Source organism: Pseudomonas sp. WS 5059 (genome assembly GCF_012985525.1).
Taxonomy (GTDB): domain Bacteria; phylum Pseudomonadota; class Gammaproteobacteria; order Pseudomonadales; family Pseudomonadaceae; genus Aquipseudomonas.
On sequence record NZ_JAAQWO010000003.1, the window covers coordinates 536,971 to 563,571 of the forward strand.

26 protein-coding genes and 1 riboswitch are annotated in these 26,601 nt (G+C 59.7%); of the genes, 12 read left to right on the forward strand and 14 right to left on the reverse strand.

Annotated features, from left to right (window positions below; translation table 11 throughout):
- Positions 1-84: 84 nt before the first annotated feature.
- From HBO12_RS11415 to ahcY, 3 genes are all read right to left on the reverse strand, one after another.
- The gene (locus HBO12_RS11415; protein WP_170042167.1) at positions 85-888 is read right to left on the reverse strand and encodes a substrate-binding periplasmic protein; all 804 of its coding nucleotides are present in this window, start codon (positions 886-888) and stop codon (positions 85-87) included.
- A 130-nt stretch (positions 889-1,018) separates the two neighbouring features.
- Positions 1,019-1,864: a methylenetetrahydrofolate reductase [NAD(P)H] gene (gene metF, locus HBO12_RS11420; RefSeq protein WP_029297387.1), complete on the reverse strand. Its 846-nt coding sequence runs from the start codon at positions 1,862-1,864 to the stop codon at positions 1,019-1,021.
- Between the two features lie 169 nt (positions 1,865-2,033).
- Positions 2,034-3,443: an adenosylhomocysteinase gene (ahcY, locus tag HBO12_RS11425; RefSeq protein WP_169953606.1), complete on the reverse strand. Its 1,410-nt coding sequence runs from the start codon at positions 3,441-3,443 to the stop codon at positions 2,034-2,036.
- 21 nt (positions 3,444-3,464) lie between these two features.
- Positions 3,465-3,572, reverse strand: a riboswitch (S-adenosyl-L-homocysteine riboswitch).
- Positions 3,573-3,770: 198 nt separating this feature from the next.
- On the opposite strand from ahcY, the gene HBO12_RS11430 reads away from it, so the two are divergent.
- From HBO12_RS11430 to HBO12_RS11445, 4 genes are all read left to right on the forward strand, one after another.
- On the forward strand, positions 3,771-4,169 hold the full coding sequence (locus HBO12_RS11430; protein WP_029297383.1) for an acyl-CoA thioesterase: 399 nt from the start codon (positions 3,771-3,773) through the stop codon (positions 4,167-4,169).
- 87 nt (positions 4,170-4,256) lie between these two features.
- The gene (locus HBO12_RS11435; RefSeq protein ID WP_169953842.1) at positions 4,257-5,144 is read left to right on the forward strand and encodes a formate/nitrite transporter family protein; all 888 of its coding nucleotides are present in this window, start codon (positions 4,257-4,259) and stop codon (positions 5,142-5,144) included.
- Between the two features lie 74 nt (positions 5,145-5,218).
- Positions 5,219-6,052, forward strand: coding sequence for an EamA family transporter (locus HBO12_RS11440; protein ID WP_169953608.1), 834 nt, complete (start codon positions 5,219-5,221; stop codon positions 6,050-6,052).
- A gap of 31 nt (positions 6,053-6,083) precedes the next feature.
- Positions 6,084-6,470, forward strand: coding sequence for an MAPEG family protein (locus HBO12_RS11445; RefSeq protein ID WP_057960859.1), 387 nt, complete (start codon positions 6,084-6,086; stop codon positions 6,468-6,470).
- Between the two features lie 102 nt (positions 6,471-6,572).
- Here the strand turns inward: HBO12_RS11445 and mltA are convergent, their stop codons facing one another.
- On the reverse strand, positions 6,573-7,754 hold the full coding sequence (gene mltA / locus HBO12_RS11450; protein ID WP_169953610.1) for a murein transglycosylase A: 1,182 nt from the start codon (positions 7,752-7,754) through the stop codon (positions 6,573-6,575).
- 127 nt (positions 7,755-7,881) lie between these two features.
- Here mltA and HBO12_RS11455 point away from each other — a divergent pair, with 127 nt between their 5' ends.
- A complete protein-coding gene (locus HBO12_RS11455) occupies positions 7,882-8,331 on the forward strand; it encodes a c-type cytochrome (RefSeq protein WP_169953612.1) in 450 nt (149 codons plus the stop codon).
- 18 nt (positions 8,332-8,349) lie between these two features.
- Here HBO12_RS11455 and HBO12_RS11460 read toward each other — a convergent pair whose 3' ends face one another.
- From HBO12_RS11460 to HBO12_RS11480, 5 genes are all read right to left on the reverse strand, one after another.
- Positions 8,350-8,745: a DUF1090 domain-containing protein gene (locus tag HBO12_RS11460; RefSeq protein ID WP_170042168.1), complete on the reverse strand. Its 396-nt coding sequence runs from the start codon at positions 8,743-8,745 to the stop codon at positions 8,350-8,352.
- A gap of 79 nt (positions 8,746-8,824) precedes the next feature.
- Positions 8,825-10,507, reverse strand: coding sequence for an NAD-dependent DNA ligase LigB (ligB, locus tag HBO12_RS11465; RefSeq protein WP_170042169.1), 1,683 nt, complete (start codon positions 10,505-10,507; stop codon positions 8,825-8,827).
- Between the two features lie 95 nt (positions 10,508-10,602).
- Positions 10,603-10,950: a DUF1090 family protein gene (locus tag HBO12_RS11470; protein WP_070993955.1), complete on the reverse strand. Its 348-nt coding sequence runs from the start codon at positions 10,948-10,950 to the stop codon at positions 10,603-10,605.
- Positions 10,951-11,201: 251 nt separating this feature from the next.
- Positions 11,202-12,392, reverse strand: coding sequence for a methionine adenosyltransferase (gene metK, locus HBO12_RS11475; RefSeq protein WP_170042170.1), 1,191 nt, complete (start codon positions 12,390-12,392; stop codon positions 11,202-11,204).
- A 19-nt stretch (positions 12,393-12,411) separates the two neighbouring features.
- The gene (locus HBO12_RS11480; RefSeq protein ID WP_169953620.1) at positions 12,412-13,407 is read right to left on the reverse strand and encodes an ArsR/SmtB family transcription factor; all 996 of its coding nucleotides are present in this window, start codon (positions 13,405-13,407) and stop codon (positions 12,412-12,414) included.
- A gap of 273 nt (positions 13,408-13,680) precedes the next feature.
- Here HBO12_RS11480 and tkt point away from each other — a divergent pair, with 273 nt between their 5' ends.
- The 6 genes from tkt to fba all read left to right on the forward strand — a co-directional run bounded on the left by tkt (position 13,681) and on the right by fba (position 20,037).
- Positions 13,681-15,678, forward strand: coding sequence for a transketolase (gene tkt, locus HBO12_RS11485; RefSeq protein WP_169953622.1), 1,998 nt, complete (start codon positions 13,681-13,683; stop codon positions 15,676-15,678).
- 122 nt (positions 15,679-15,800) lie between these two features.
- Complete coding sequence (epd, locus tag HBO12_RS11490) at positions 15,801-16,886, forward strand: erythrose-4-phosphate dehydrogenase (RefSeq protein ID WP_169953624.1); 1,086 nt, start codon at positions 15,801-15,803, stop codon at positions 16,884-16,886.
- On the forward strand, positions 16,883-18,046 hold the full coding sequence (locus HBO12_RS11495; protein WP_057440234.1) for a phosphoglycerate kinase: 1,164 nt from the start codon (positions 16,883-16,885) through the stop codon (positions 18,044-18,046). The genes epd and HBO12_RS11495 overlap by 4 nt, the downstream gene beginning before the upstream one ends.
- 29 nt (positions 18,047-18,075) lie before the next feature.
- Positions 18,076-18,297, forward strand: coding sequence for a hypothetical protein (locus tag HBO12_RS11500; protein ID WP_170042171.1), 222 nt, complete (start codon positions 18,076-18,078; stop codon positions 18,295-18,297).
- Positions 18,298-18,357: 60 nt separating this feature from the next.
- Positions 18,358-18,693, forward strand: coding sequence for an MliC family protein (locus tag HBO12_RS11505; RefSeq protein WP_169953630.1), 336 nt, complete (start codon positions 18,358-18,360; stop codon positions 18,691-18,693).
- 279 nt (positions 18,694-18,972) lie between these two features.
- Complete coding sequence (gene fba, locus HBO12_RS11510) at positions 18,973-20,037, forward strand: class II fructose-bisphosphate aldolase (protein ID WP_029297347.1); 1,065 nt, start codon at positions 18,973-18,975, stop codon at positions 20,035-20,037.
- Between the two features lie 119 nt (positions 20,038-20,156).
- On the opposite strand, the gene HBO12_RS11515 is transcribed toward fba, so the two are convergent.
- The 5 genes from HBO12_RS11515 to HBO12_RS11535 all read right to left on the reverse strand — a co-directional run bounded on the left by HBO12_RS11515 (position 20,157) and on the right by HBO12_RS11535 (position 24,137).
- Complete coding sequence (locus HBO12_RS11515; protein ID WP_170042172.1) at positions 20,157-20,618, reverse strand: hypothetical protein; 462 nt, start codon at positions 20,616-20,618, stop codon at positions 20,157-20,159.
- Between the two features lie 272 nt (positions 20,619-20,890).
- Complete coding sequence (locus tag HBO12_RS11520; RefSeq protein ID WP_169953634.1) at positions 20,891-21,160, reverse strand: hypothetical protein; 270 nt, start codon at positions 21,158-21,160, stop codon at positions 20,891-20,893.
- 374 nt (positions 21,161-21,534) lie between these two features.
- Entirely contained in the window at positions 21,535-21,792 is a 258-nt protein-coding gene (locus tag HBO12_RS11525) for a hypothetical protein (protein WP_169953636.1), read from the reverse strand.
- A 318-nt stretch (positions 21,793-22,110) separates the two neighbouring features.
- Entirely contained in the window at positions 22,111-23,340 is a 1,230-nt protein-coding gene (alr, locus tag HBO12_RS11530; protein ID WP_169953638.1) for an alanine racemase, read from the reverse strand.
- A gap of 131 nt (positions 23,341-23,471) precedes the next feature.
- A complete protein-coding gene (locus HBO12_RS11535; RefSeq protein WP_170042173.1) occupies positions 23,472-24,137 on the reverse strand; it encodes a polysaccharide lyase family 7 protein in 666 nt (221 codons plus the stop codon).
- Between the two features lie 319 nt (positions 24,138-24,456).
- Between HBO12_RS11535 and HBO12_RS11540 the strand changes: the two genes are divergently transcribed.
- On the forward strand, positions 24,457-26,577 hold the full coding sequence (locus tag HBO12_RS11540; RefSeq protein WP_170042174.1) for a putative bifunctional diguanylate cyclase/phosphodiesterase: 2,121 nt from the start codon (positions 24,457-24,459) through the stop codon (positions 26,575-26,577).
- Positions 26,578-26,601 lie beyond the last annotated feature (24 nt).

Below are 26,601 nucleotides of genomic sequence, written 5' to 3' on the forward strand. Positions count from 1 at the left end.
CGCAGTAGCGGGGTTGGATGCCTGTGATACGACCACAGCGGCCGGGCGTAAGCCTGGCGGAAAGGCCGGAGTATAACAGAGCATTCACTGCGCGCTGCTTTCCTGCTGCTCAACGGTGTCGTCCAGCAGCGGCGACGGGGCTATCTGGGTCCCGGCGCCGGCATATTTGGCACTCAGGGCCGCGTAGGCGGGCTCTTGTTTGAAACGTTTGAGCTCGGCACCAAAACGCTGGACCAGCAGGTCCATGCCCGCGCCACGGCGTACGGCGAGGAATTGTTTCTGGCTGCTGATCACCGACGGCGCCTGGGTGACCTGGTGCTCCAGGCCCAATTCCTTGAGCACATGCTGGCCGACCCGGCGGTCGGTGATCACCAGATCGATCCGGCCACGGGCCAATTTGCCGAAGTTAGCCTCATGGCTGGGGGCCGGTTCGCGGGTAAACAGCGTGGATTCGCTGAACCCGGCGCTATACAGGTAACCGGGGGAGGTGCCGATGGTCAGCCCTTTGAGGTCATCCAGGGTCTGGAACGGATGCGGGCGCTGGTTGGCGTAGAACATCACAAACTCAACCTGGGACAACGGTTCGCTGGGGTAAAGCAGCGCCGCGTCGCGTTCGTGGCTGTGGAAAATATCCAGCGCGCCGTCGGCCAGGCCTTGGTCGAGCATGGCCAGGCAGCGTTTCCAGGGCAGGAACTGCCACTGCACCTCGATCCCCAGGCGCTGGAACACGATGACGGTAGTCTCGTAGTCGAGCCCGCGCATCTGGCCGTTTTCTTCGTAGACGTAAGGTGCCCAGGGCTCGGTGACAATGCGCAGTTTCTCGCCGTGGGCGGTCAGGCTCAGGCAAGTGAAAAGAACAGCGCTCAACAGCTGGAGAATGACGGGCATACCCTGAGGTTACGACTGTCTCAGGTTAAAGAGAAGCTCTGGATCGGGGATCTTCAGGCGGCAAACCTGAACTTTTATTGCGCCGCCGAGCCGGGAAGGAATCCTGGCCGGCGGTACAAAGGGGGCAGCCTCAGCGTGGCAGCTTGAGGTTGTTCCAGATCGCCAGGCTCGGGTCAGCCTGGTTCAGGGTGTAGAAGTGCAGCCCCGGTGCGCCACCTTGCAGCAAGGTTTCGCACATTTCACTGATGACCTGCTCGCCGAAGGCCTGGATGCTCTTGACGTCATCGCCGTAGGCTTCCAGTTGCTTGCGTACCCAGCGTGGGATTTCTGCACCGCAGGCGTCAGAGAAGCGCGCCAGCTTGCTGTAGTTGGTGATCGGCATGATGCCCGGCACGATCGGGATGTTCACGCCCAGGGCCTGCACGCGCTCGACGAAGTAGAAGTAGCTGTCGGCGTTGAAGAAGTACTGGGTGATCGCACTGTTGGCGCCGGCATTGGCCTTGCGCACGAAGTTGTTGAGATCGTCTTCGAAGTTGCGCGCTTGCGGATGCATTTCTGGATAAGCAGCCACTTCGATATGGAAGTGATCGCCGGTTTCTTCACGGATGAAGCTCACCAGGTCATTGGCGTAGCGCAGCTCGCCGCTGGCCATGCCCATGCCGGACGGCAGGTCACCGCGCAGGGCGACGATACGCTTGATGCCGGCGGCCTTGTATTGGGTCAGCAGGCCGCGCAGGTCGTCCTTGCTGTCGCCCACGCACGACAGGTGCGGCGCGGCAGGCACCTTGGCCTCGCTTTCCAGCTGCAGCACGGTGTTGATCGTACGATCACGGGTCGAGCCGCCTGCGCCGTAGGTGCAGGAGAAGAAATCGGGGTTGTAGCTGGCCAACTGCTTGGCAGTCGCCATCAACTTTTCATGCCCAGCATCGGTCTTGGTCGGGAAGAACTCGAAGCTGTAGCGACGGTCTTGGGACATGGTAATACCCTTGAAAACTCATAAAACCGGAAGACATACACCGTCAATGTGGGAGCGGGCTTGCTCGCGAAAGCGGTGTGCCAGTCGTTACTGCTTCGACTGACACTGCGCATTCGCGAGCAAGCCCGCTCCCACACAAGCCCGCTCCAGCAGGGAGAGAGCCGGTTACTTAGTAGCGGTAGGCGTGCGGCTTGAACGGGCCTTCGACGGTCACGCCGATGTAGTCGGCCTGGGTCTTGGTCAGTTGCGTCACGACGCCGCCGAAGCCGCGGACCATTTCCAGGGCCACTTCTTCGTCGAGTTTCTTCGGCAGTACTTCCACGGTCAGGCGCTCGGCTTTCTGGGCTGGCGACAGGTCGGCGTACTTCTGGCCGAACAGGAAGATCTGCGCCAGTACCTGGTTGGCGAACGAGCCATCCATGATGCGGCTTGGGTGGCCAGTGGCGTTGCCCAGGTTAACCAGGCGGCCTTCGGCCAGCAGGATCAGGTAGTCATCGTTCTGTGGGTCGAAATCACCACTGCCTGTACGGTGAACCTTGTGTACCTGAGGCTTGACCTCTTCCCATGCCCAGTTCTTGCGCATGAAAGCGGTGTCGATTTCGTTGTCGAAGTGCCCGATGTTGCACACCACGGCGCGCTTTTTCAGGGCCTTGAGCATGTTCGCATCGCAGACGTTGACGTTACCGGTGGTGGTCACGATCAGGTCGATCTTGCCCAGCAGGGCCTTGTCGATGCTGGCTTCGGTGCCGTCGTTCTGGCCGTCAATGAACGGCGAGACCACTTCGAAACCGTCCATGCAGGCTTGCATGGCGCAGATCGGGTCGACTTCGGAGACCTTGACGATCATGCCTTCCTGGCGCAGGGACTGGGACGAACCCTTGCCCACGTCACCGTAGCCGATCACCAGGGCTTGCTTGCCCGACAGCAGGTGGTCGGTGCCGCGCTTGATCGCATCGTTGAGGCTGTGACGGCAGCCGTACTTGTTGTCGTTCTTGCTCTTGGTCACCGAGTCGTTGACGTTGATGGCCGGGATTTTCAGCTCGCCCTTGGCCAGCATGTCCAGCAGGCGGTGTACGCCGGTGGTGGTCTCTTCGGTCACGCCGTGGACGCGGTCGAGAATCTGCGGGTACTTCTTGTGCAGCAGCTCGGTCAGGTCGCCGCCGTCGTCGAGGATCATGTTGGCATCCCAAGGCGCGCCATCTTTCAGGATGGTTTGCTCCAGGCACCACTCGTACTCTTCTTCGGTCTCGCCTTTCCAGGCGAAGACAGGGATGCCGGCAGCGGCGATGGCAGCAGCGGCCTGGTCCTGGGTCGAGAAGATGTTGCAGGACGACCAGCGCACTTCGGCACCCAGGGCAACCAGGGTTTCGATCAGCACGGCAGTCTGGATGGTCATGTGGATGCAGCCGAGAATCTTCGCGCCCTTGAGCGGCTGCTCAGCGGCGTACTTGCGGCGCAGGCCCATCAGGGCAGGCATTTCGGATTCGGCGATAAAGGTTTCGCGACGGCCCCAGGCAGCGAGGGACATATCGGCGACTTTGTAGTCGGTAAAACCTGCAGGCGTGATTACAGCGCTCATGAAGAGCCTCCATTCGTAGTGTGCGAATGGGCGCCGTTGTGCGTTTAGTATCCAGCCAGGACAACCCGGCTGGGCAACGCCCCATCCGAGCCTGACAGGCCACGGCCTGCTGCAGCGCCCCTCGGACAGGTGGCGGGAGAACGGTATCAATCACAGATGACCGTTTTGAAACGGTGGCGATTATAGCCGCCTGCGCCTGACTTCCCAAGCCTTTCTGTCGGGGTCATGAAGATCGCTCATGACACTGATAGGCAATGGCTCATAGAGCTTGGGCCGGCGCTCTGCCATGATGTTGGCCATCATTTCGCAAGACGCTTTGGAGTGAACATGAACTTCCACACCCGCAAATGGGTAAAACCCGAAGACCTCAACCCCAACGGCACCCTGTTCGGTGGCAGCCTGCTGCGCTGGATCGACGAAGAAGCGGCGATCTACGCCATCGTTCAACTGGGCAACCAGCGCGTGGTGACCAAGTACATTTCCGAGATCAATTTTGTCAGCGCCTCGCGCCAGGGCGACATCATCGAACTGGGCATCACCGCCACCGAGTTTGGCCGCACCTCCATCACCCTGACCTGTGAAGTGCGCAACAAGATCACGCGCAAGAGCATCCTCACCGTAGAAAAAATGGTCTTCGTCAACCTCGGCGAAGACGGCCTGCCGGCACCCCATGGTCGTACCGAGATCAAGTACGTCAAAGACCAGTTCCAGGACGACAGCGAGTAACCCTCCGTATAAGCAAGTGGCCATTGAACGCTGGTGATGACTGGCAGGTCGTACCTGAACATCGTCACCCAACGTTCAGGTACGCCCATGGCCACGCAAAAAGACGGCAAGACTCCCAACCTGTCGCAGGAAGAACAGCAGGATGTGGACAAGAACCAGCCACCCCGGGCGGCGGTGCTGCATGAAATCATCCGCACCCAGGGCGACCAGGAGCTGGAGCGCAGCGTAGCGGCGCTGTGGTGGTCGGCGCTGGCCGCCGGCCTGACCATGGGCCTGTCATTGATGGCCATGGGGCTGCTCAACTCACGCCTGCCCGACGGCGAAGGCTTCAAGGTGATTGCCAGCTTTGGCTACTGCGCAGGCTTCCTTGCAGTGATCCTCGCGCGCCAGCAACTGTTCACCGAAAACACCCTGACCGCCGTGCTGCCGGTGATGAGCAAGCCGACCCTGGGCAATGCCGGGCGCCTGTTGCGGCTGTGGACGGTGGTGCTGGTGGGCAACCTCTGCGGCACCTTGCTGGTGGCTTATGTGATGCTGCACCTGCCGATCTTCGACACCAAGACCGACCAGGCCTTCCTCGAAATCGGGCGCAAGATCATGGAAAACGATACGGGCCAGATGTTCGCCAAGGGCATCGTCTCCGGCTGGATGATCGCCACCATGGTGTGGATGATCCCGTCCATGGAAAGCGCCAAGATGTGGATCATTATCCTGATCACCTACCTGATGGCCCTGGGCGACTTCACCCACATCGTCGTCGGTTCGGCGGAAGTGTCCTACCTGGTATTTGCCGGCGAGCTACCGTGGAAGGACTTCTGGCTGGTATTTGCCGGGCCGACCCTGGCGGGCAATATCATCGGCGGCAGCTTTATCTTTGCGTTGATCAGCCATGCGCAGATTCGCAGCGAAGGCAGCCTGCCGGGCAAAAAGGCGGCGGACCCGAGGCATCCGCAGCGGATCGACAAGGATCAGTGAGGCCAGTGTGTGCCAGCGCGGTATTTGGTATATGTATGTGCTGACACATCACGAATCACTTACAGGAGGTTCCATTGCTTGCGACAGTCTTGGTACTGATAGCGGCACTGTTGCATGCGACGTGGAACACCTTGATCAAATTCAGCGGCGAACGCCTGTTGGTGATCGCCTGCATGGACAGCGTTGCGCTGCTGTTTGTGCTATTGGCGGTAGGATTTGTGTCGCTGCCGCCCTTGGAAATCTGGCCGTGGATCATCGCCTCGGCGCTGTTCGAGTTGCTCTACCGCTACCTGCTGATCCAGGCCTACCGCGTCGGTGACCTGGGGTTGGTGTATCCGCTGATGCGCGGCTTATCGCCGCTGGTGGTGCTGGCGTTGACCCTGGTGTTTGCCGGGGAGGTACTCAGTACCCAGCAGATTGTCGGCATCCTGCTGATCCCGCTCGGCATGTTGTGCCTGTTGTGGCATGGCGGTGGTGGGGATCGGTTGCCGTGGTCGATGTTGCCGGTGGTGGCGCTGATCGGCCTGTGCATCGGCTGCTATACCTTCCTCGATGGTCAGGCGCTGCGGCGCTGGTCGCACCCATTGGACTACCTGGTCTGGGTGACCCTGCTCAGCGCCTGGCCGTTTCCATTGTTGGCCATGGTGCGCAAGCGTGCGGCGTTCAGCCTGTTCTGGCGCACACAATGGCGGTTGGGGCTGAGCGTGGGATTGTGCGTGTTGTTGAGCTACGCTCTGGTGCTTTGGGCCATGCAGTTGGGCTCGATTGCCGAGGCCGCCGCGCTGCGGGAAGTCAGCGTGATCCTGGTGGTGTTGTTCGGCATGCGTTACCTGAAAGAACCTTTCGGCCGCTCCCGGCTCTTAGCCTGTGGGTTGGTACTGATCGGCATGCTCGTGATGAAACTCTAACCAGCGGATAAAACTAAAAAAGGAATGAGTGATGACTGTCGCTTTCTGGTGTGTGTTGATCGCAATTTTTCTGCCTTACCTGTGTACCGGCGTGGCCAAGTTCAGTGGTGGCAAGTTCGGCCCCCGGCAGAACCATGACCCCCGGGCCTTCCTCGAAACCCTCGAAGGCTTCGCCAAGCGCGCCCATAGTGCACAGCTCAACAGCTTCGAAGTGACCCCGGCGTTTGCCGCTGCGGTGATCATTGCCCACCTGGCCGGCAACGCGGAACTGGTGACCATCAACGTACTGGCGGTGCTGTTTATCACCAGCCGCCTGCTGTACATCATCTGCTACCTGGCGGACTGGGCGATCTTGCGTTCGCTGGTGTGGTTCGTGGGCATGGCGTTGATTGCGAGTTTCTTCTTCGTCTCGATCTAAGGCACGCAGCCAGCCCTTGTGGGAGCTGGCTTGCCAGCGATGACGCCAGCACGTGCACCCGCGATGTCGGATTTCAAACCGCCATCGCCGGCCAGCCGGTTCCTACAAAGGCGCATCCGGCACTTGAGGCAGCGCCGTACCCTTGGGCCACAACATCCAGATCTGGCCCTGCTGCTTCATGTTCCCGGCCAACTCGCCCGCCGCATCACCGGTGCCCCAGAACAGGTCCGCACGTACCTCGCCGACAATCGCGCCGCCGGTATCCTGGGCCGCTACCGGCCGTACGACCGGCGCGCCATCGGGGCGGGTGGTCGACAGCCACAACAGGCTGCCCAGCGGGATGACCTTGCGGTCCACGGCCACGCTGTAGCCGGCGGTCAGCGGCACGTTCAGCGAGCCGCGCGGGCCTTCATTGCTGTCGGGGCGGGTGCTGAAGAAGACGTAGCTGGGGTTGCTCGCCAACAGTTCCGGGATCCGCTCAGGATGGGCCTTGGCCCAGGCACTGATCGCGCCCATGCTCACTTCGTCTTTCTTCAACTCGCCTTGCTCCACCAGCCAGCGGCCGATAGGGCGATACGGGAAGCCGTTCTGGTCGGCATAGCCCACGCGCAGTTGACGACCGTCAGCCAGCTGGATGCGGCCAGAACCCTGGATTTGCAGAAATTGCAGGTCCATCGGGTGAGTCAGCCAGGCAATAGGCTTGGCACTGGAGCCTTGCTGGTTGATGGTGCCGGCATCGTCATAGGGCTTGAGTACCCGGCCTTCCAGGCGCCCGCGCAGGCGTTTGCCCTTGAGTTCGGGGTAGATGCTTTCCAGGTTGACGATGATCAGGTCGTCCGGCACCCCAAACACCGGCACGTGGGCGGTCTTGGTTTCGGTGAGGCTGCCCGGGTAGACCGGTTCGTAATAGCCGGTGATCAGCCCATTGGGCGTGTTGTCCGCCGAGCGCAAGCCATAGACGTCCAACTGCTGCTTGAGGAAACCACGGATATCCCCGGCATTGCCCGGCACATTGACCGCTGCAGCGCAGGTGGCGCCCCACACCGGGTCGTTCTTCAAGCGTTGGCAGGCGCTGCGCCAGGATTCGAAGCCAGCTTGCAGGTCGCTGTCCGAAACCACCGGCAGGTCTTCCCAGGTGGCACTGACGTAGGTCGCCACAGCATGGGGTTTTTCTGGCTCAGGTTTGGGTGCCGGAGCGTTGCCGCCGTCGCATCCGGCGAGTAGTGCGATCATCGGCAGAGCCCATGCCAGCCGGCGGCTCCAGGGGTTAAACAGGTTATTCATGCAAGTAATTCCCAAGGCGATTGCCTGCGCAGGGTGCGGCGCAAGCATCCATATTATTAATAGGGCTATTGGTCTTTGCGGGCGGGGCGAGGATACTGGCCGCCGTTTCCCGTGACCCTGAGCCATCATGACTTTTAAAAAACTGACTGTTGTATTGCTGGCCTGCCTGACGCTGACCGCTTGCGGTGGCGTTGACCCGAACTCGCCATTGGGCCAGCGCAAGGCCATCTTCAAGCAGATGCTCAAGACGGGCGAAGACCTGGGCGGCATGCTGCGTGGCCGCATCCCGTTCGACGGGGCCAAATTTGCCGAAGGTGCGGTCAAGCTTGACGCTTTGTCCCATGAGCCGTGGAAGCACTTTCCAACGGTGCGCGAAGAAGATCACACCAGCGCCAAGGACGACGTATGGCAAAAACAGGCCCAGTTCCAGGAACTGGCGCGCAACCTTGAGGCGGCCACCGGTGAATTGGTGATCGCCAGCCAGGTGCAGCCTTACAAAGCCAGTGACCTGAAGCCTGCGGTGCAGAAAGTCGAAGATGCCTGCAGCGCCTGTCATAAGCAGTTTCGCGACCATTGAGGCTCGATTGGCTGCGCCTTACTTGTCCAGGTCGTCGAGAGCTTGCTGCAACTCTTTGCGCGATTCGGCGAGCTTGTCCTTACGCTTGTTGATCTTCTCGGAGTCGCCCTTTTTCATGGCCTTGTCGAGGTCGGCCTGACGGCGGCTGACTTCGTGCTTGGCGTCCAGCACCTTGTTCTCGCGTTCCTTTTTCAGGGAGGCATCGGTGCAGTGGGCGGTGACTTCGCTCAAGGCTTTTTCCAGGCCGGCTTGTTGCTCACTGTTGCCGTGGGCCTTGGCTTGTTCGATCTGCAGACTGATGGCCTGGCGCTTGGCGGCGCAACCGGTCAGTTGCGGGGCTGTCTCGGCAGCCAGCAATGGCGTGGCGAGGAAGCTGGTAACGGTCAACAGGGCAAGCGGTGCAAGAAATTTCATGGAAACTCCAAAGTAAACAGATCGTTGTCAGGTGGGCAGGATGATTTCTGCTGGCACCGATTAAATTGGCGGGTCGAGACTAAAAGCCATCTATCCCGGCAGCCCGCAGTGTTTCACTCATAGCCACCACCTGGGGGTCGCGAAAAAAGGCGCTCAATTGCGCCGCGCGCCCCGGGCCGATTCCTGCTTCGGCCTGCCAGGCTTGAGTGTCTCGCGCAGCCAGGGCATGCCAGCCGCCCGCCAGGTTATTGCGGGCGGTAGGTGGAACCCCAAGCGCCATCAGCCATTGCGCGAACGGTCGCTGGCGCGCCACTTGCAGGCTCGCAAGCAGGCGCGCACTGCTGCGGTCGCCGAATCCGTCAATGGTAGCAAGCTCTGTCTCATCAAGGTTCAACCAATCCACCAAACCACTGATTTGCCCGGCCTGGATCAAGCTATTCCAGGTCTCGCGGCCAATGTGTGGCAGGTCCAGCCCTTGCTTGCCGCTGAGCCAGGTCAGCCGGGCCAGCAGTTGCTCCTCGCAGGCCGGGGCCAATTGCCAGCAGCTCAGGTGATGGAAATTGCTGGCTACCGGCACCGCGACATCGACCCGTGGATAGCTGCGCAGGATGACCTGGTCGAGCCTTGGGATCACCTGGCCGGCGAGGCTGATGGACACCTGGTCGCCTGGGCGGATATCCAATTCCTGCCAGCGCTTCAAGGAGCCGATGCTGACGCGTTTGATCTGACGGTCGTCGAGCAGCACCGGGTCCAGTTCCAGGATCGGAGTGATACGGCCGGTGCGGCCGATTTTGAACTGCACATGGCGAACATGGGCCAGGGCTTTGATGACCGGGTATTTCCAGGCAACAGCCCAATACGGCGTACCGGCCTGCCAGCGTTCGGCCGGGGCGCGCTGGCTGTGGTGCAGCACCACGCCATCAGTGGCGAAGGGCAATGGATGTTCATGCCAGAAAGTTCGCCAGTGCCGTGCCTGTTCGAAGGTGTCGATGGGCTGGCTGTAACGCTGGCTATCGCCAAAACCCCAGCGTGCGAGGCTGTCCAACTGCTGCTTGAGGTCCGCCGGCCCATGGGGCCAGGCCCAGACAAACAGGCCGATACCTGCGGCGTCGGCGTCACTCAGGTGTTGGCGGTTCATCAGCCCGGAGACTTTACTGCGGGCATTCATGCCGCCCGTCTCCCCTTGTATGTGGGCGCCCAGGCGCCAATACAGCTCGCCCTGCAAGAGCAGGTCGATGGCCTCGGGCAGCTGTTGCACGATGCCTGGAATGTTGCGGGCCGAGGCGGTCCAGTCCTGGCCGAACAGGCCGTCGCCGCGGCTGATGACCTGGGCCAGGCGCCCTGCGCGATAGACCAGGGTCACCGCCACACCATCGACCTTGGGTTGTACCCACAGGTCGCGGCGTGTGCTGATCCAGTCTGCCACGGCGCGGTCGTTGACCAGCTTCTCAAGGCCTGTATGCGCGACTGGGTGGGCAACAGTGCCGCGCGCGCTGGACAGGGGGTTGTCGGCAGATGACGGTGCCTGTGCGAAGCAACCCCGCCATTGCTCCAGGCGTATGCGGGCCTGATCGTAGAGCTCGTCGCTGATCAGGGATTGGCCGAGCCGATGGTAACTGTCATCCCACAGGCCGATTTGCCGTTGCAGGGCGGTTATTTCGTCCTGGGCCTTGTTCACTGGCCAGTCCGGGCAGCCCTGCGCCCAGGCGATGAGAGGGAAGAGCATCAACAGCAGGTAGGTCAGCAGGCGTGGCGGCATCATGAGCATCCTTGCTCTGAAGGGGGGGCCAGCCTAAAGCAGGCAGACGCCCATAAAAAAGCCCCGCAGGCGCGAGGCTTTTTACCGGGTGTTTCTGCTTACTTGAACAGACCGCCCAGGGCTTTCACGGTGTCGTTGCTGTCTGCCTTGGCCTGCTGCTTTTGCGAGGCTTCGTCGAGCTTGCCCTGGGACTCGCCGACTTTTTTGCAACCTTTGTTTACCTGATCCAGTGCAGCCTGCATGGCCTTCACTTTCAGGTCTTCGCCATTGGCTTTGGCGGCATCGACCTTGGCTTGCAGCTCCTGGCTCTGTTTTTCGCAGTTGCCGGTTGCGCCGCCCAACTGGGAAGTCAGGGCGCCAGTCAGGCCGCTCAGGTCAGCGGCTTGCACTGGCAGGGCGAACAGGCTGAACAGGACGGCGGCAGGGGCGAACGTGGAAATACGCATGAAAAACCTCAATGTTCGATTGCCTGCGCACTTGGCTGTCCCGAGCGGGCGCAATGCAATATCCAATGTGGTTGAGCGCTCGGGAGGGCGCGGATTCTAGTGGGCCATCATTTTGCCTGCAAGGTTTGGATCCAATAAATGTGAACTATTTGCCAGGTTCGCCGTCGCGTGCTCATCGGTGCCTGTAAAAAAGCGCAACAAAAAGCCCCGCCGGGAATACCCGGCGGGGCCTTGGGTGCTACGTGCTGCGATTACAGGCCGGCAGCGGTGCGCAGGTCGTCGGCGCGGTCGGTTTTTTCCCAGGTGAACGTGGTGAAGGTGTCGTCGCCGACGGTCTTCAGTTCAGGGGTACGGCCGAAGTGGCCGTAGGCCGCGGTTTCCTGGTACATCGGGTGCAGCAGGTCGAGCATGGTGGTGATTGCGTACGGACGCAGGTCGAAAATCTCACGCACCAGCTTGACGATCTTGTCGTCGCTGATCTTGCCGGTGCCGAAGGTGTTCAGCGAGATCGACGTAGGCTGGGCCACACCAATGGCGTAGGACACCTGAATCTCGCAGCGTTCGGCCAGCCCGGCGGCAACGATGTTCTTGGCCACATAACGACCGGCGTAGGCGGCCGAGCGGTCAACCTTGGATGGATCCTTGCCGGAGAACGCGCCACCGCCGTGACGGGCCATGCCGCCGTAGCTGTCGACGATGATCTTGCGACCGGTCAGGCCGCAGTCGCCTACCGGGCCACCAATGATGAACTGGCCGGTCGGGTTGATATGGAACTGGGTGTCCTTGGTCAGCAGCTCGGCAGGCAACACGTGCTTGACGATCAGCTCCATCACGCCTTCGCGCAGGTCTTTGTAGGAGACTTCCGGGTTGTGCTGGGTCGACAGCACCACGGCGTCGATGCCCACCACTTTGCCGCCTTCGTAACGGCAGGTCACCTGGGACTTGGCGTCCGGGCGCAACCAAGGCAGCAGGCCGGATTTACGGGCTTCGGCCTGGCGCTTGACCAACTGGTGGGAGAAGGTGATCGGCGCAGGCATCAGTACGTCGGTTTCGTTGCTGGCGTAGCCGAACATCAGGCCCTGGTCGCCGGCGCCCTGGTCTTCTGGCTTGGCACGGTCCACACCCTGGTTGATGTCGGGCGACTGCTTGCCGATGATGTTCATCACGCCGCAGGTCGCGCCGTCGAAGCCGACGTCGGAGCTGGTGTAGCCGATGTCGGTGATCACGTCACGGACGATCTGCTCCAGGTCGACCCAGGCCGACGTGGTGACTTCACCGGCGATGATCGCCACGCCCGTTTTCACCAGCGTCTCGCACGCCACGCGGGCGAACTTGTCTTCAGCAATGATGGCGTCCAGCACCGCATCAGAAATCTGGTCGGCGATTTTGTCCGGATGCCCTTCAGACACGGACTCGGAGGTGAAAAGGGAATATTCGCTCATCTCGATGTTTTCCTGATATTTACCGATGGTGAGTGTCGCCAGTTGGCCGCTGAAAGTGGCGGACCTGAATCTGGAAACCATTACGTAAGCCTACATAGAGGCTTTCCCCGGGAACGAGTCCCGCAGCGGTGGCCCAACGGGCCAGATCGTCCTGTTCAAACCCCAACCATAGATCACCGCAGGCCTCCCTGGCCCAACTCTGGTTGTGGCTGCATAAATCGGTTACCAAAAGACTGCCGCCCGGTTGCAGCAAACCGGCCATTTGTTTGAGGGCATCGGCCGGGGCGGCGAAATGGTGCAAGACCATGTTCAGCACCACGCAATCGGCTTGCAGCCCTACATCATTCAAGGCATCGGCCAGCCGCAGGCTGACGTTGCCCAAGTGCTCGCGTTCGCACAGCTGGCGCGCCAGTTCCAGCATGGCCGGGCTGTTGTCCAGCGCCGTCACCTGGTGGAAGCGGCGTGCCAGGTCTGGCAGGAACCCGCCATCGCCCGGGCCGACTTCCAGCGCCGTGGCAGCCTGGCTGAAGCCCAGTTTGTCGAGCAGCGCCAACACGCTTTCGCGGTATTGAGGCAGCCCGGCAATCAGGTCCTGCTGGGCGCGAAACTTGTCCGCCACCCGTGAGAAAAAGTCCTGGCTGGCGGCGGCGCGTTGCCCGTGGACCTGTGCGATCCGCGATTGGACGTCAGCCGGCAGGGCCAGGTTGTCCACTTCTTCGAGCAATGCAGCGTGCAGCTTGCCACCCAGCAAGTCGGTGTGGGGCAGGGCGCGACGGTAAAAAATCGCGTTGCCTTCACGGCGGGTGGCCACCAGGTCGGCCTGGGCCAGCACTTTCAGGTGATGGCTCATACCGGACTGGCCAATGGCAAAGATCCGTGCCAGTTCCAATACGCCAAACGAGTCGTTGGCCAGGGCGCGCAGTACATTCAGGCGCAGCGGATCGCCGCCGGCCTTGCACAGGGCCGCCAGCTCATCGCAGTCGTCGGGGCGAATGGAAGGCGCAGGTAAGTTCATAAGGCCAGCAGTCTAGTGATGAGGTCAAATCCTCGCAAGGCCAATATCAAAAAGTTTTGATATTGGTCGATAATCGGTGGTTATAAGCAGGCGCTATAACCTTTAGACGAACGGCGGGAAGTGTTCTTGCTGCCAATGCAGTCCAAACCACAGGAAAAACCTACATATGTCGGTATCTGTCATTGCCCCTAAGGCCTTGGCTGAGGGAAAATGCCGGTCCTTTTTTCCGTTTCTTTTATTCACTCTCGATTCAATATCCTCAGGAGATCAGCGATGCCCAGCCGTCGTGAGCGTGCCAACGCCATTCGTGCCCTCAGCATGGATGCCGTGCAAAAAGCCAACAGCGGCCATCCCGGTGCCCCGATGGGCATGGCGGATATCGCCGAGGTACTTTGGCGTGACTACCTGAAACACAACCCGAGCAACCCCTCGTTCGCCGACCGTGACCGCTTCGTGCTGTCCAACGGCCATGGCTCGATGTTGATCTATTCGTTGCTTCACCTGACCGGCTACGACCTGTCCATCGACGACCTCAAGCAGTTCCGCCAACTGCACAGCCGCACCCCGGGCCACCCGGAATTCGGCTACACCCCTGGCGTCGAGACCACCACCGGGCCCCTGGGCCAAGGCCTGGCCAACGCCGTGGGCTTCGCCCTGGCCGAAAAAGTCCTGGCGGCGCAGTTCAACCGTCCAGGCCATAACGTTGTCGACCACCACACCTATGTGTTCCTGGGTGATGGCTGCATGATGGAAGGCATTTCCCACGAAGTCAGTTCCCTGGCTGGCACCCTGGGTCTGGGCAAGCTGATTGCTTTCTACGATGACAACGGCATCTCCATCGATGGCGAAGTCGAAGGCTGGTTCACCGACGACACGCCAAAGCGTTTCGAAGCCTACAACTGGCAGGTCATCCGCAATGTTGACGGCCACGATCCGGAAGAGATCAAGACGGCCATCGAAACGGCGCGCAAAAGCGAGCAGCCGACGCTGATCTGCTGCAAGACCACCATTGGCTTCGGTTCGCCGAACAAGCAAGGCAAGGAAGACTGCCACGGCGCCCCACTGGGTGACGCGGAAATCGCCCTGACCCGCGAAGCGCTGAAGTGGAACTACGGCCCGTTCGAAATCCCGGCTGATATCTACGCCGAGTGGGACGCCAAGGAAGCCGGCCGCGCCGCTGAAGCCGAGTGGGACCAGCGTTTTGAAGCCTACGCCGCCCAATTCCCGGCATTGGCCAATGAGCTGATGAGCCGCCTCAATGGCGACCTGCCGCTGGACTTCTCGGCCAAGGCCGACGAGTACATCGCAGAAGTGGCTGCCAAAGGCGAAACCATCGCCAGCCGCAAAGCCAGCCAGAACGCGCTGAATGCCTATGGCCCACTGCTGCCTGAACTGCTTGGCGGTTCGGCTGACCTGGCCGGTTCCAACCTGACCCTGTGGAAAGGTTGCAAAGGTGTCTCGGCTGAAGACGCCAGCGGCAACTACATGTACTACGGCGTGCGCGAGTTCGGCATGAGCGCCATCATGAACGGCGTTGCCCTGCACGGCGGCCTGGTGCCTTACGGCGCGACCTTCCTGATGTTCATGGAATACGCACGCAATGCCGTACGCATGGCGGCGCTGATGAAGAAGCGCGTGATCCACGTGTACACCCACGACTCCATCGGCCTGGGCGAAGACGGCCCGACGCACCAGCCGGTCGAGCAACTGACCAGCCTGCGTACCACGCCGAACCTGGATTGCTGGCGCCCAGCCGACGCAGTGGAATCGGCCGTGGCCTGGAAGCACGCGATCGAGCGCAAGGACGGCCCTTCGGCGCTGATCTTCTCCCGCCAGAACCTGCAGCACCAGGCGCGTACCGACGCGCAGATCGCCGCTATCAGCCGTGGTGGCTACGTGCTCAAGGACTGCATCGGCGAGCCGGAGCTGATCCTGATCTCCACCGGTTCCGAAGTGGGCCTGACCGTTCAGGCCTACGACAAGCTGACTGCCCAAGGCCGTAACGTGCGCGTTGTGTCCATGCCGTGCACCAGCGTGTTCGAAGCCCAGGACGCCGACTACAAGCAATCGGTCCTGCCGTTGCAGGTCAGCGCGCGTATCGCCATTGAAGCGGCGCACGCCGACTACTGGTACAAGTACGTGGGCCTGGAAGGTCGCGTGATCGGCATGACTACCTATGGTGAGTCGGCGCCGGCGCCAGCGTTGTTCGAAGAGTTCGGTTTCACCCTGGAAAATATCCTGGGTCAGGCTGAAGAACTGCTGGAAGACTAAGTCAGTCTGCGTTGTCTGTACTGGCGCCATCGCGGGCAAGCCCGCTCCCACATTTGGATCGCGGTCTAATGTGGGAGCGGGCTTGCCCGCGATAGCGATGGAACATATTGATCGAGAACCCCATGCCTGAACCCCGTCCCTACAAAGTTGCACTCAACGGCTACGGCCGGATTGGTCGTTGCGTCTTGCGTGCGCTGTTCGAGCGAGGGGCGGCGGCCGGGTTTGAAATTGTCGCAATCAACGATCTGGCCGACATGGCCAGCATCGAATACCTGACACGCTTCGACTCCACCCACGGCCGGTTCCCCGGCGAAGTGCGGATCGACGGCGATTGTCTGCATATCAATGGCAACTGCGTGAAAGTTTTGCGCAGTGCCACGCCCGAGGGCATCGACTGGGCGGCGCTGGGCGTCGACCTGGTGCTGGAATGCTCCGGTGCCTACCACACCCGTGCCGATGGCCAGCGGTTCCTCGACGCCGGTGCGCCGCGCGTGCTGTTTTCCCAGCCGATGGCCAGCGAGGCGGATGTCGACGCCACCATCGTCTACGGCGTCAACCAGGACTGCCTGACCGGTGACGAGTTGCTGGTGTCCAACGCCTCCTGCACCACCAACTGCGGCGTGCCGCTGTTGCGTCTGCTGGACCAGGCGATTGGCCTGGAATATGTGTCGATCACCACCATTCACTCGGCGATGAACGACCAGCCGGTGATCGACGCCTACCACCATGAAGACCTGCGCCGCACCCGTTCGGCGTTCCAGTCGGTGATTCCGGTGTCCACCGGCCTGGCCCGTGGTATCGAACGCCTGCTGCCGGAACTTGCCGGGCGAATCCAGGCCAAAGCAGTGCGCGTGCCGACGGTGAACGTGTCGTGCCTGGATATCACCATGCAAACCGTCAGCGACACCGATGCTGGCGAGGTCAACCGGATTTTGCGCGACGCCGCCACCAGCGGCCCGCTCAAAGGCCTGTTGGCCTACACCGAGTTGCCCCACGCCAGTTGTGATTTCAACCATGACCCGCATTCGGCCATTGTCGATGCCAGCCAGACCCGTGTTTCCGGCCCGAGGCTGGTGAACATCCTGGCCTGGTTCGATAACGAATGGGGCTTTGCCAACCGCATGCTGGATGTTGCGGAACATTATCTGCACATCGCTTCTGCAAAATCAGCCTTTCAAAATCAAGCAATTCAGGAACTGCGACCATGACCGTGTTGAAGATGACCGACCTCGATCTGCAAGGTAAGCGCGTACTGATCCGCGAAGACCTCAACGTCCCAGTCAAGGACGGTGTGGTCACCAGCGATGCGCGCATCCTTGCCTCGCTGCCGACCATCAAGCTGGCCCTGGAAAAAGGCGCGGCCGTAATGGTCTGCTCCCACCTGGGTCGTCCGACCGAAGGTGAGTTCTCCGCCGAAAATAGCCTCAAGCCTGTAGCCGATTACCTGAGCAAGGCCCTGGGCCGCGAAGTGCCGCTGGTGGCTGATTACCTGGGCGGCGTCGACGTCAAGGCCGGCGACATCGTGCTGTTCGAAAACGTGCGTTTCAACAAGGGCGAGAAAAAGAACAGCGACGAACTGGCCCAGCAATATGCTGCGCTGTGTGACGTGTTCGTGATGGATGCGTTCGGCACCGCGCACCGCGCCGAGGGTTCGACCCATGGCGTAGCCAAGTTCGCCAAGGTGGCCGCTGCTGGCCCGTTGCTGGCTGCCGAGCTGGACGCACTGGGCAAGGCCCTGGGCGCACCGGCCCAGCCAATGGCCGCCATCGTGGCGGGCTCCAAGGTGTCGACCAAGCTGGACGTGCTCAACAGCCTGAGCCAGATCTGCAACCAGTTGATCGTGGGCGGCGGCATTGCCAACACCTTCCTGGCGGCTGCTGGCCATCCGGTAGGCAAATCCCTGTACGAGCCGGACCTGCTGGACACTGCCCGCGCCATCGCGGCCAAGGTCAGCGTGCCACTGCCGGTGGACGTGGTAGTGGCCAAGGAATTCGCTGAAAGCGCCGAAGCGACCGTCAAGCTGATCGCCGACGTGGCGGCAGACGACATGATCCTGGACATCGGCCCACAAACTGCTGCGAACTTCGCTGAGCTGCTGAAAGCCTCCCGGACTATCCTGTGGAACGGCCCGGTGGGTGTGTTCGAGTTCGACCAGTTCGGCAACGGCACCAAAGTGCTGGCCAAGGCAATTGCCGAAAGTTCGGCATTCTCCATTGCCGGCGGTGGCGACACCCTGGCGGCCATCGATAAATATGGCGTTGCTGAGCAGATCTCCTACATTTCTACCGGTGGTGGCGCGTTCCTTGAGTTCGTCGAAGGCAAGGTGCTGCCAGCCGTTGAAGTGCTGGAAAGTCGAGCCAAGGGCTGAGGCCTGCGGTCTGGAAAAGGAGCATTCCCATGATCAAGCCATTCGCGCTGGTGATTGCAGCAGCCCTGTTGGCCGGCTGCGGCAGCGCGCCCAAGGCGCCGCCAGAGGCACCGGGGGCTGCGCCGCACAAGGGCTGCTACCAGGCCGACTGGCAGGCTGAAACCATGCCGGTGATCAGCAAGCGCATAGGGCCCGACGGGCTGGAGAAATACGACTCCCCGCCCAAAGGTAAGGAACAGGGTTGCCCTTGATGGGTCTGATTCACTAACCGACAGCAGTGGCGGCCCCAGGCCGCCGTTCGAGGATTGGCAATGAAAGGCGTTATCGCCCTGGCAGCACTGGCTCTACTGGCCGGTTGTGCCAACCTGAACATGTTCAACAAGGCACAACCGCAGCAAGCACCATGGACCACCTGGGTATGCGACAGCCAGGCCCAGGTGAACTGGCGGTTTGTCGATACCGACCACAAGCAGGTGGATGTGCGCCTCGGCGGCTCCGACCAGGTCTATCGCCTCAAGGAAGACGTGGCGGCCTCCGGCGCGCTGTACAGCAATGAACGGCTGGCGTTTCACACCAAAGGTGAGGAAGGCCTGGTTTACTGGGTGGCCACCGATGATTTGATCGGCCGGGGCTGCAAGGCCCAATAGAAAGAACACGGTCTCAACATAAATGATATCCAAATGTGGGAGCGACCTTGCCCGCGAAAGCGGTGGCGCAGTTGGCGAATTCGGTGTCTGGCACACCGCGATCGCAGGCAAGCCAGCTCCCACATGATTCGGTTCCAGATTGGAATTTGGGTCAGCCCCAGTAGCAATAACGATTCAGCAGGCCAAGGCTCAACGCCTTGATCTGCAATAACTTGAATAGCAGCCGCCGCTACGGCAGGCTTGCACGATTAACGACCCTCGACCGGGAGAGACAACACAATGGCACTTATCAGCATGCGTCAAATGCTGGACCACGCAGCCGAGTTCGGCTACGGCGTCCCAGCCTTTAACGTCAACAACCTTGAGCAGATGCGCGCCATCATGGAAGCCGCTGACAAGACCGACTCCCCAGTGATCGTCCAGGCTTCGGCCGGTGCCCGCAAATACGCCGGTGCGCCGTTCCTGCGTCACCTGATCCTTGCGGCAATCGAAGAATTCCCACACATCCCGGTGTGCATGCACCAGGACCACGGCACCAGCCCTGACGTGTGCCAGCGCTCGATCCAACTGGGCTTCAGCTCGGTAATGATGGACGGCTCCCTCGGTGAAGACGGCAAGACCCCGACCGACTACGACTACAACGTGCGTGTCACCCAACAAACCGTCGCCCTGGCTCACGCCTGCGGTGTGTCGGTAGAAGGTGAGCTGGGCTGCCTGGGTTCCCTGGAAACCGGCATGGCCGGTGAAGAAGACGGCATCGGCGCCGAAGGCGTGCTGGATCACAGCCAGATGCTGACCGACCCCGAAGAAGCCGCTGACTTCGTCAAGCGCACCCAGGTCGATGCCCTGGCCATCGCCATCGGCACCAGCCATGGCGCCTACAAGTTCACCAAGCCACCGACTGGCGACGTACTGGCCATCGACCGCATCAAGGAAATCCACAAACGCATCCCCAACACCCACCTGGTGATGCACGGTTCTTCCTCGGTACCGCAAGAGTGGCTGGCGATCATCAACCAGTACGGCGGCGACATCAAAGAAACCTACGGCGTACCGGTTGAAGAAATCGTCGAAGGCATCAAGCACGGCGTGCGCAAGGTCAACATCGACACCGACCTGCGCCTGGCTTCCACCGGTGCGATGCGTCGCCTGATGGCCACCAACCCGAGCGAGTTCGACCCGCGTAAGTTCTTCGGTGCCACTGTGACTGCGATGCGTGATGTATGTATCGCGCGTTACGAAGCGTTCGGTACTGCCGGTAATGCTTCGAAGATCAAGCCTGTGTCGTTGGAAGCGATGTACCAGCGGTACTTGAAAGGTGAGTTGAACGCCAAGGTTAACTAAGCTTCAGGTGTTAATAAAAAACCCGCCTCTTCAGGCTGTGTGAAAACGCAGCCTGATTCCTGCGGGTTTTTTATAGATGCGTGAAACACCTGGCAACGCAAGGCGAAACCGCAGCAAAATCATTCTTTTCGCAACCATCCTGATTTCAACTTGCTTTTATTGCTCGCCTTCACATTTTTTTCAAAATCATCCAAGGAATATGCAGCACCACTTCCTCGTTTATAAGTACCGGCTCTTAATTGCGACAAGACCCCAGATGCCAGTTCCTCATAATTAGCGGCGCCTGTAACGCCTGGAAACTCGTCTCCACCGCGATGCCCGACTATATAACTGATTCTTTGAGCGTCTGAGATGGTTTCTTCAAAGAAGTAATGATGATTAGTAAATTCAGCCCATTGTTGGTCATGCTGCTGAAGCACTTGTGTCTCTTCATAAGATAAAGGGTCTTCCGGTGTCCAACCCCCAAGAGATATAAAAAGTTTCTTTGTCGAGTCTTCAGGATTTTTAAGAAAGTCCCGGTGAGCCAAAGCCCTTGCAGTTGCAGTGTCTACATGTGGTGCTTGTACAAAATTATATTCCATGACTTTAAACCTCACCTAAATGTTAGCGAAATAAACACACTTTGTGGCTCATCCTTAATCACCAAAGACCACACAACAAAAATAAACCAACAAAAACCAAGTTAAACCTGTCAAAAGCTGCAGTCTTTAGACTCTTTCGCTATTGAGGATAAAATGGAAGAATATCGATAATGGGGACAGATCTATTTAACTAACCCACCCTTATGGGGCGTCAGTACTCTATGGAATCTAACAGATCCGTCCCCTTTACCCTCTTTATCGTTATGGCTTGTTCACTTTTTTACGCAAGTAACATTAAGGGATGTTATGCCGTAAATTTTTTGGGCGGTGCCCGCCATTTCCGCTTTTACTTTTTTTTCTGCCTCACTTGCAGACGTTGCTTTGACAGTTGAAATTGGGTTGCCAGGTAACGATATATTGCATATGTATGTATCCTCCTGTGCATGGGCTGGAGCAGACACCGCTAGGGTGCAAGCAAGGAAAGCTGCCGGGGTGAGGTTTTTTCCTGAATTTAATAACTTCGTAAGGATTGAGTTTTTCATGATTTTTCTCATCTGGATTGATCTGAGTCCTTAAGGTAGTTTTTTTTTATAACTGTCTCTACTGTGAAATCTCACAGTATTGGTGGCTTTTTTATATTTTTTCGTGATTGCACTTGTGGTTAATAAGATCTGTTTGTTATGGCTGCGCTGGACCATCTGATGCGGGTTTTTAGGCAATGCAACTCTGGCCAGATTGGGCATCGATCCTCCCACGCCCGTGTAATCGGGTAGACGTATAGCAGTAAAAATGGTGCCAAAAAAGATCCGTCCCCTTTATCCTCAATGGAAAAAGCCCGCAGCGACGCGGGCTTTTTTGTAGCGATGTTTGAGCAAGCTTCCTTCGGTTGCTTTTATAGTGCTCAGAGGGATGCTTCTTATCGGACGTCTACATAATAGTAAGGCGTGTATCGACCGATGGTTGTATCGTAGATCGTCAAGTCTTGTCGTGTGCCTGAAGGTACACCTGCAAATGTTCCAGCAAAACTACCATCATAACTTGAGGTCATTTGCCCATAGAGATATCCGGTGTTGGCTTGCTGTACGTTTAGAACAGTATTTGGTGCTGCGCCTGTACCACCGACGGTAATGGTCCCGGTTGAAGTGCTTTGTGCATAGTTGATTGAAATGGTCATTGCATATTCCTTTATTAAATAAAGTTGGTGGGTGAATTAGATAAATCCCGGTTTCCAGCTTCACCCTTCCTGGGTGGTGCGAGGAGAATGATAGGGGCGTTAACTGTTGCTTTCATCTGTAAGAAATGACAGTTTTTTAGATTTTTTTGGAATGGTTGTTATTAGGGAGTGTAAGTTGTGTGAGAGCGGTAAATTTGAAGTGGTATTTAAAATTAATAACAGGGTTAACTAAGCTTTAGGTATTAATAAAAAACCCGCAGAGATGCGGGTTTTTTGTGGGCAGGATTTGAAAGTATCAACCCACAGGGTTGCTGTAGTTTATTGATCGACCAGAACCTTGGGATTGGAATTACCCCACACCGTATAAAGGTCCGCCAACAACGCCCCGTTTATATCCTCTACCTCCGCCTGGGTCGTCTGCACATTCCCCTGCTTGCCAAACAACACCACCTCATCGCCGCTCTTCACGGTCGGCACGTCCGTCACATCCACCATCAGCGTGTTCATCGACACCTTGCCCACCACCGGCACGCGATGGCCATTGATCAGCACGATGCCTTTGTTGGTGAACGCCCGGCGATAGCCGTCGGAATAGCCCACGGTGATGTTCGCCAGTTTCGAATCACGCGCCAGGGTGTAGGTGCGGTCATAGCCGACGGTGTTGCCCTTGGGGTAGCTGTTGACCGAGGCCACGTGGGACTTGAACTGCATCACCCGCTTGTATTCGGTAAACGACGGCACGGTGTCGCCGAACAGCAGGCCGCCAGGGCGCACCATGTCCAGGCGGGACTCGGGCACTTCCAGGGTGGCGAAGGAGTTGGCGGCGTGCAGGGTGATTTTGCTGCGGTCCAGTTGGGCGACGTTGATCAGCCAGTTGGCCTGCTCGTTGAAGGCCTTGAGGCCGGCGCGTACGTCGGCGGCGTCTTCGACGGCGAAGTGGGTCATGATCGCCTTCACCTCCAGGTTTGGCACCTTGGTGATGGCTACGGCGTCGCGGCGGCCCTGGGCGGTGGTCATTTCCACGCCGTTGCGGCTCATGCCACTGGAGTTCAGGCCCAGGTGCACCACCAGCGGGCGGCCGTGATGCTCGGCGATCAGGCTGGCGCGCACGGCGAAGTCGAGGTTGCCCACCAGCTCTTCGACGTTGTATGGCAGCGCCGCTTCCAGTTCGCTGAGGGCGGCGGTGCGCACGCGGATCAGTTGGCCCTTGAAGCCGCTTTCGCGTACCACGCGGGCTTCTTCATTGCTGGCCACGCCCACGCAAGGCACGCCGAGCTTGATCACCGATGGCATCAGCAGGCCAATGCCGTGGCCGTAGGCGTCGGCCTTGAGCACGGCGCAGATTTTCGACTTGTCGGCGAGGCTGGTTTGCAGGGTGCGGATGTTGTGTTCAAACGCGGCTTTGCTGATCTCAACCCAGGCGTTGCTGTCCTGGATATTGACCTGGGCCACCCCGTCGGTCATCGACAACGGCGGGGCCGCGAAGGCCGGGTTTTGCAGCAGAACCATGCCCATGGACAGGGCGAGTAGGGTGCGAGTGAAGGGCATTGATGAGTCTCCATGACTTTCTTATAGGTAAGCATTGCGCGTGCGCGGCGCCATACTCGAATTGTCCTACAAGAAAGTCGAGACCCAGGGTCGCGGTTCTGTCCTAAAGCGTCGTGAGAATGATCAGACTGTCAGTTGTGATCGATATCCAGCTTGGCAAACGTTACTTTGCCGCCCTCTTTGCTGTCGCCACTGTTGTCTTGCACGTACACACCGGCCTTGAAGTACAACGGCTTTTTGCCCCAGGCCGCGCCGAGGCGCTCGTTCCATTGGCCGTTGGCGGCCTCGATGCTCAACAAGCCAGCCTTGTTCAGGTGAATGACGTAGGTGAAGTTGCGCCCCAGGGGCACATTCTCGGCCACGATAATTACCCGGCCCTTGCTGTCGTCCGGGCGCATGCGCACCTTGGCGACGATGTTGCCGGTCTGGGTTTTTTCCTTGTACTGGTATTCGACTTTGACCAGCGGTTTCTGGCTGTCATAGGCGTGAATCTGGCCGATCACGATCTTGCCCGAAGAGGGCACCTGGTTGATGGCCAGGGTGGCGCGCAGGTAATTGTCGGCTTCGGGATAGGTCCAGTTGCGCAGCCGGCCGTCGGCATAGGTTTCCCGCAGTTCGCTGCGCGGGTAGATGGCGTTTTCGGTACGGGTACCGGTCACCGGGGACCAGAATTGCACGCTGCTGCCTTCGGCCTGGAAGTATTTGCCTTTGAAACCACTGAGCAGCTTGGGGGTGTCGATGGTGGCTGGCGGGGTGCCAACAGGGATGCTCAGGTTCCAGGTGGACAGATCAATCATGGGGTGCGCCTTTACTGTACGAAAGAAGGGTCAAAAGGCTTTGGCCCGTGGATTGGCGCGTTCTTTATAAGCGGCTGGTAACTGTTTGTTAACAAGTTTTAGGCGGTTTATTGGCGTCAATAGTCTGTCAAAAAGCCATCTTTCCCGTAGTCCGTGGGCTGTAGGCGCTGACCGTTAGTCGGTTGTGTGGCCTTTTGGCGCAATGATGGCATCGTCGCGCCTTCTGCTTTATTGGATCCAGGGCTAGAGTGACTCCACATTAAGTGTCCGGTTTTGTCGCAAAAATGACCGGAATGAACCCTCAAGGAAGAGATGCAGCATGGAATCCGTTCCAACCCCGGCCGACGGCTGTTCAGTGCTCCTGGTGGTCGATGACTACCCGGAAAACCTGATCAGCATGCGCGCGCTCCTGCAGCGCGACGACTGGCAGGTGGTGACGGCGGCTTCCGGCGAGGAAGCCCTGGGGCTGCTGCTCGAACGTGACGTCGACCTGGTGCTGCTGGATGTGCGAATGCCGGGCATGGACGGCTTCGAAGTGGCGCGCTTGATGCGCGGCAGCCAGCGCACCCGCATGACTCCGATCATTTTCTTGAGTGCCAATGAGCAATCGCCCGCCGCCGTGCTGGAAGGCTATGCCAGCGGTGCCATCGACTACCTGTTCAAGCCATTCGACCCGCAGATCCTCAAGCCCAAGGTCCAGGCCTTGCTGGAGCATCAGCGCAACCGACGGGCCTTGCAGCGCTTGAGTCATGACCTGGAACTGGCCCGTGCCTTCAATGCCTCGGTGCTCGACAACGCCGCCGAGGGCATCCTGGTGGTGGGCGAAGACGGGGTGATCAGCTACGCCAACCCGGCTATTTCGCGATTGCTCAATGCCACGGTGGATGAACTGCAAGGCCGGGCGTTCCTCGGCTACCTGCAAAAACCCCATATGCCCGACTGGTTCGGCTGCGAGCTTTACGCCGGCTACCTGCGCGGCGAAACCTGGCGCCTGCACGATGCGATCCTGCGTACCGCGCCCGGCCAGCAACTGCCGGTGGCGATGTCCTGTGCGCCCTTGCCCCGCGAGCAGAAGGCCATGGTGGTGACTGTGCAGGACATGTCGCAAGTACGGCACCTGCATCAGCAATTGGAGTCCCAGGCCGTCACCGACCCCCTCACCGGTCTGCTCAACCGGCGGGGTTTTTACCAGACCGTGGAGACGATCCTGCTGCGCAACGAGCGCAGCGAGCTGGCCACGGTGCTGCTGTACATGGACCTGGACGGCTTCAAGCGGGTCAATGATTCCGTGGGGCACGACGCCGGCGACCGGGTGCTGCGCTGGGTCTCGGAGCAGTTGGAGCTGTGCCTGCGCAGTTGTGACATTCTTGGCCGCCTCGGGGGGGATGAGTTTGTCGCGTTGCTGGAACTGCAATACCCGGAGCAGGCCGCCAAGCTCGCCGAACAACTGATCGAGCGAGTGTCGATCTGCCAGCAGGTAGACGGCCTGGAAGTGATGCTGGGGGTCAGTATCGGCATTGCCACTTTCCCCGATTGCGGGCGCGATCTCACTGGCCTGCTGCGCGCCGCCGACATCGCCATGTACGAAGCCAAGCGGGCAGGGCGTCAGCAATATCGCTATTACGATCAGGAAATGAACGGCCGGGCCCGCTCGCGCCTGATGCTAGAAAGCAGTGTGCGCGAGGCCATCGACAACAAGCAGGTGACGTTGGTGTACCAGCCCCAAGTGTCCCTGGTGGACGGGCACTTGCGCGGGGTCGAAGCCTTGTTGCGCTGGCAGCACCCCAGTGTTGGCGATGTGCCGCCCGGGTTGTTCCTGCCCTTGCTGGAAGAGGCGCGGTTGATTAGCCAGCTCAGCAGTTGGATCTACCACCAGGTGGCATTGGCGCGACAGGCCTGGGCCCCAGTCATGCGTGACGACTGGGTGCTCAGCGTGAGCCTGAGCAGCAGCCAGTTCAATATGCCCAACCTGGTGGCTCAACTGCAGCAGGCACTGGAGCGACATGGGCTGCACGGGCGACAACTGGAAGTGGAAATCGCCGAAGAAAGCCTGATGCACAACATTGAAGAGTCCATCAAGCAGCTCAAGCAGCTACGGCGCCTGGGCGTGCGCATAGCCTTGGATGACTTTGGTTCGGGCAACTGCTCCCTGGCGCATCTGCGTGACCTGGAGTTCGACACGCTCAAGCTCGACCCCGGCCTGGTCGCCCGCGTGCTCGGCTCGCCGCGGGAGGCGGCGCTGGCCCGCAGCATTATCGAACTGTGCGTGCACTTCGGCTTGCTGGTGATCGCCGAAGGTGTGGAAACCCTGGAGCAATGCCACTGGCTGCAGGCCAATGGCTGCCAGTTTATCCAGGGACCGCTGGTGGCCCCGCCCCTGACGGCTGAGGATATTTGCCAGTGGCCGCAGCTTTTCGCGCTACGGGCAGGCCCTTGCTGAATTCGCTACACTGGCGGCCTCACG

Coding starts and splice junctions, on each gene's coding strand:
- HBO12_RS11455 (WP_169953612.1), top strand. CDS start 7,882: ATGACTTTTAAAAAACTGACTGTTGTATTGCTGGCCTGCCTGACGCTG.
- HBO12_RS11460 (WP_170042168.1), bottom strand. CDS start 8,745: ATGAAATTTCTTGCACCGCTTGCCCTGTTGACCGTTACCAGCTTCCTC.
- HBO12_RS11480 (WP_169953620.1), bottom strand. CDS start 13,407: ATGAACTTACCTGCGCCTTCCATTCGCCCCGACGACTGCGATGAGCTG.
- HBO12_RS11520 (WP_169953634.1), bottom strand. CDS start 21,160: ATGAAAAACTCAATCCTTACGAAGTTATTAAATTCAGGAAAAAACCTC.
- metF (WP_029297387.1), bottom strand. CDS start 1,864: ATGTCCCAAGACCGTCGCTACAGCTTCGAGTTCTTCCCGACCAAGACC.
- HBO12_RS11430 (WP_029297383.1), top strand. CDS start 3,771: ATGAACTTCCACACCCGCAAATGGGTAAAACCCGAAGACCTCAACCCC.
- HBO12_RS11505 (WP_169953630.1), top strand. CDS start 18,358: ATGAAAGGCGTTATCGCCCTGGCAGCACTGGCTCTACTGGCCGGTTGT.
- alr (WP_169953638.1), bottom strand. CDS start 23,340: ATGCCCTTCACTCGCACCCTACTCGCCCTGTCCATGGGCATGGTTCTG.
- HBO12_RS11445 (WP_057960859.1), top strand. CDS start 6,084: ATGACTGTCGCTTTCTGGTGTGTGTTGATCGCAATTTTTCTGCCTTAC.
- HBO12_RS11535 (WP_170042173.1), bottom strand. CDS start 24,137: ATGATTGATCTGTCCACCTGGAACCTGAGCATCCCTGTTGGCACCCCG.
- HBO12_RS11435 (WP_169953842.1), top strand. CDS start 4,257: ATGGCCACGCAAAAAGACGGCAAGACTCCCAACCTGTCGCAGGAAGAA.
- metK (WP_170042170.1), bottom strand. CDS start 12,392: ATGAGCGAATATTCCCTTTTCACCTCCGAGTCCGTGTCTGAAGGGCAT.
- ahcY (WP_169953606.1), bottom strand. CDS start 3,443: ATGAGCGCTGTAATCACGCCTGCAGGTTTTACCGACTACAAAGTCGCC.
- HBO12_RS11525 (WP_169953636.1), bottom strand. CDS start 21,792: ATGACCATTTCAATCAACTATGCACAAAGCACTTCAACCGGGACCATT.
- tkt (WP_169953622.1), top strand. CDS start 13,681: ATGCCCAGCCGTCGTGAGCGTGCCAACGCCATTCGTGCCCTCAGCATG.
- mltA (WP_169953610.1), bottom strand. CDS start 7,754: ATGAATAACCTGTTTAACCCCTGGAGCCGCCGGCTGGCATGGGCTCTG.
- epd (WP_169953624.1), top strand. CDS start 15,801: ATGCCTGAACCCCGTCCCTACAAAGTTGCACTCAACGGCTACGGCCGG.
- HBO12_RS11515 (WP_170042172.1), bottom strand. CDS start 20,618: ATGGAATATAATTTTGTACAAGCACCACATGTAGACACTGCAACTGCA.
- fba (WP_029297347.1), top strand. CDS start 18,973: ATGGCACTTATCAGCATGCGTCAAATGCTGGACCACGCAGCCGAGTTC.
- HBO12_RS11495 (WP_057440234.1), top strand. CDS start 16,883: ATGACCGTGTTGAAGATGACCGACCTCGATCTGCAAGGTAAGCGCGTA.
- HBO12_RS11470 (WP_070993955.1), bottom strand. CDS start 10,950: ATGCGTATTTCCACGTTCGCCCCTGCCGCCGTCCTGTTCAGCCTGTTC.
- HBO12_RS11500 (WP_170042171.1), top strand. CDS start 18,076: ATGATCAAGCCATTCGCGCTGGTGATTGCAGCAGCCCTGTTGGCCGGC.
- ligB (WP_170042169.1), bottom strand. CDS start 10,507: ATGATGCCGCCACGCCTGCTGACCTACCTGCTGTTGATGCTCTTCCCT.
- HBO12_RS11415 (WP_170042167.1), bottom strand. CDS start 888: ATGCCCGTCATTCTCCAGCTGTTGAGCGCTGTTCTTTTCACTTGCCTG.
- HBO12_RS11540 (WP_170042174.1), top strand. CDS start 24,457: ATGGAATCCGTTCCAACCCCGGCCGACGGCTGTTCAGTGCTCCTGGTG.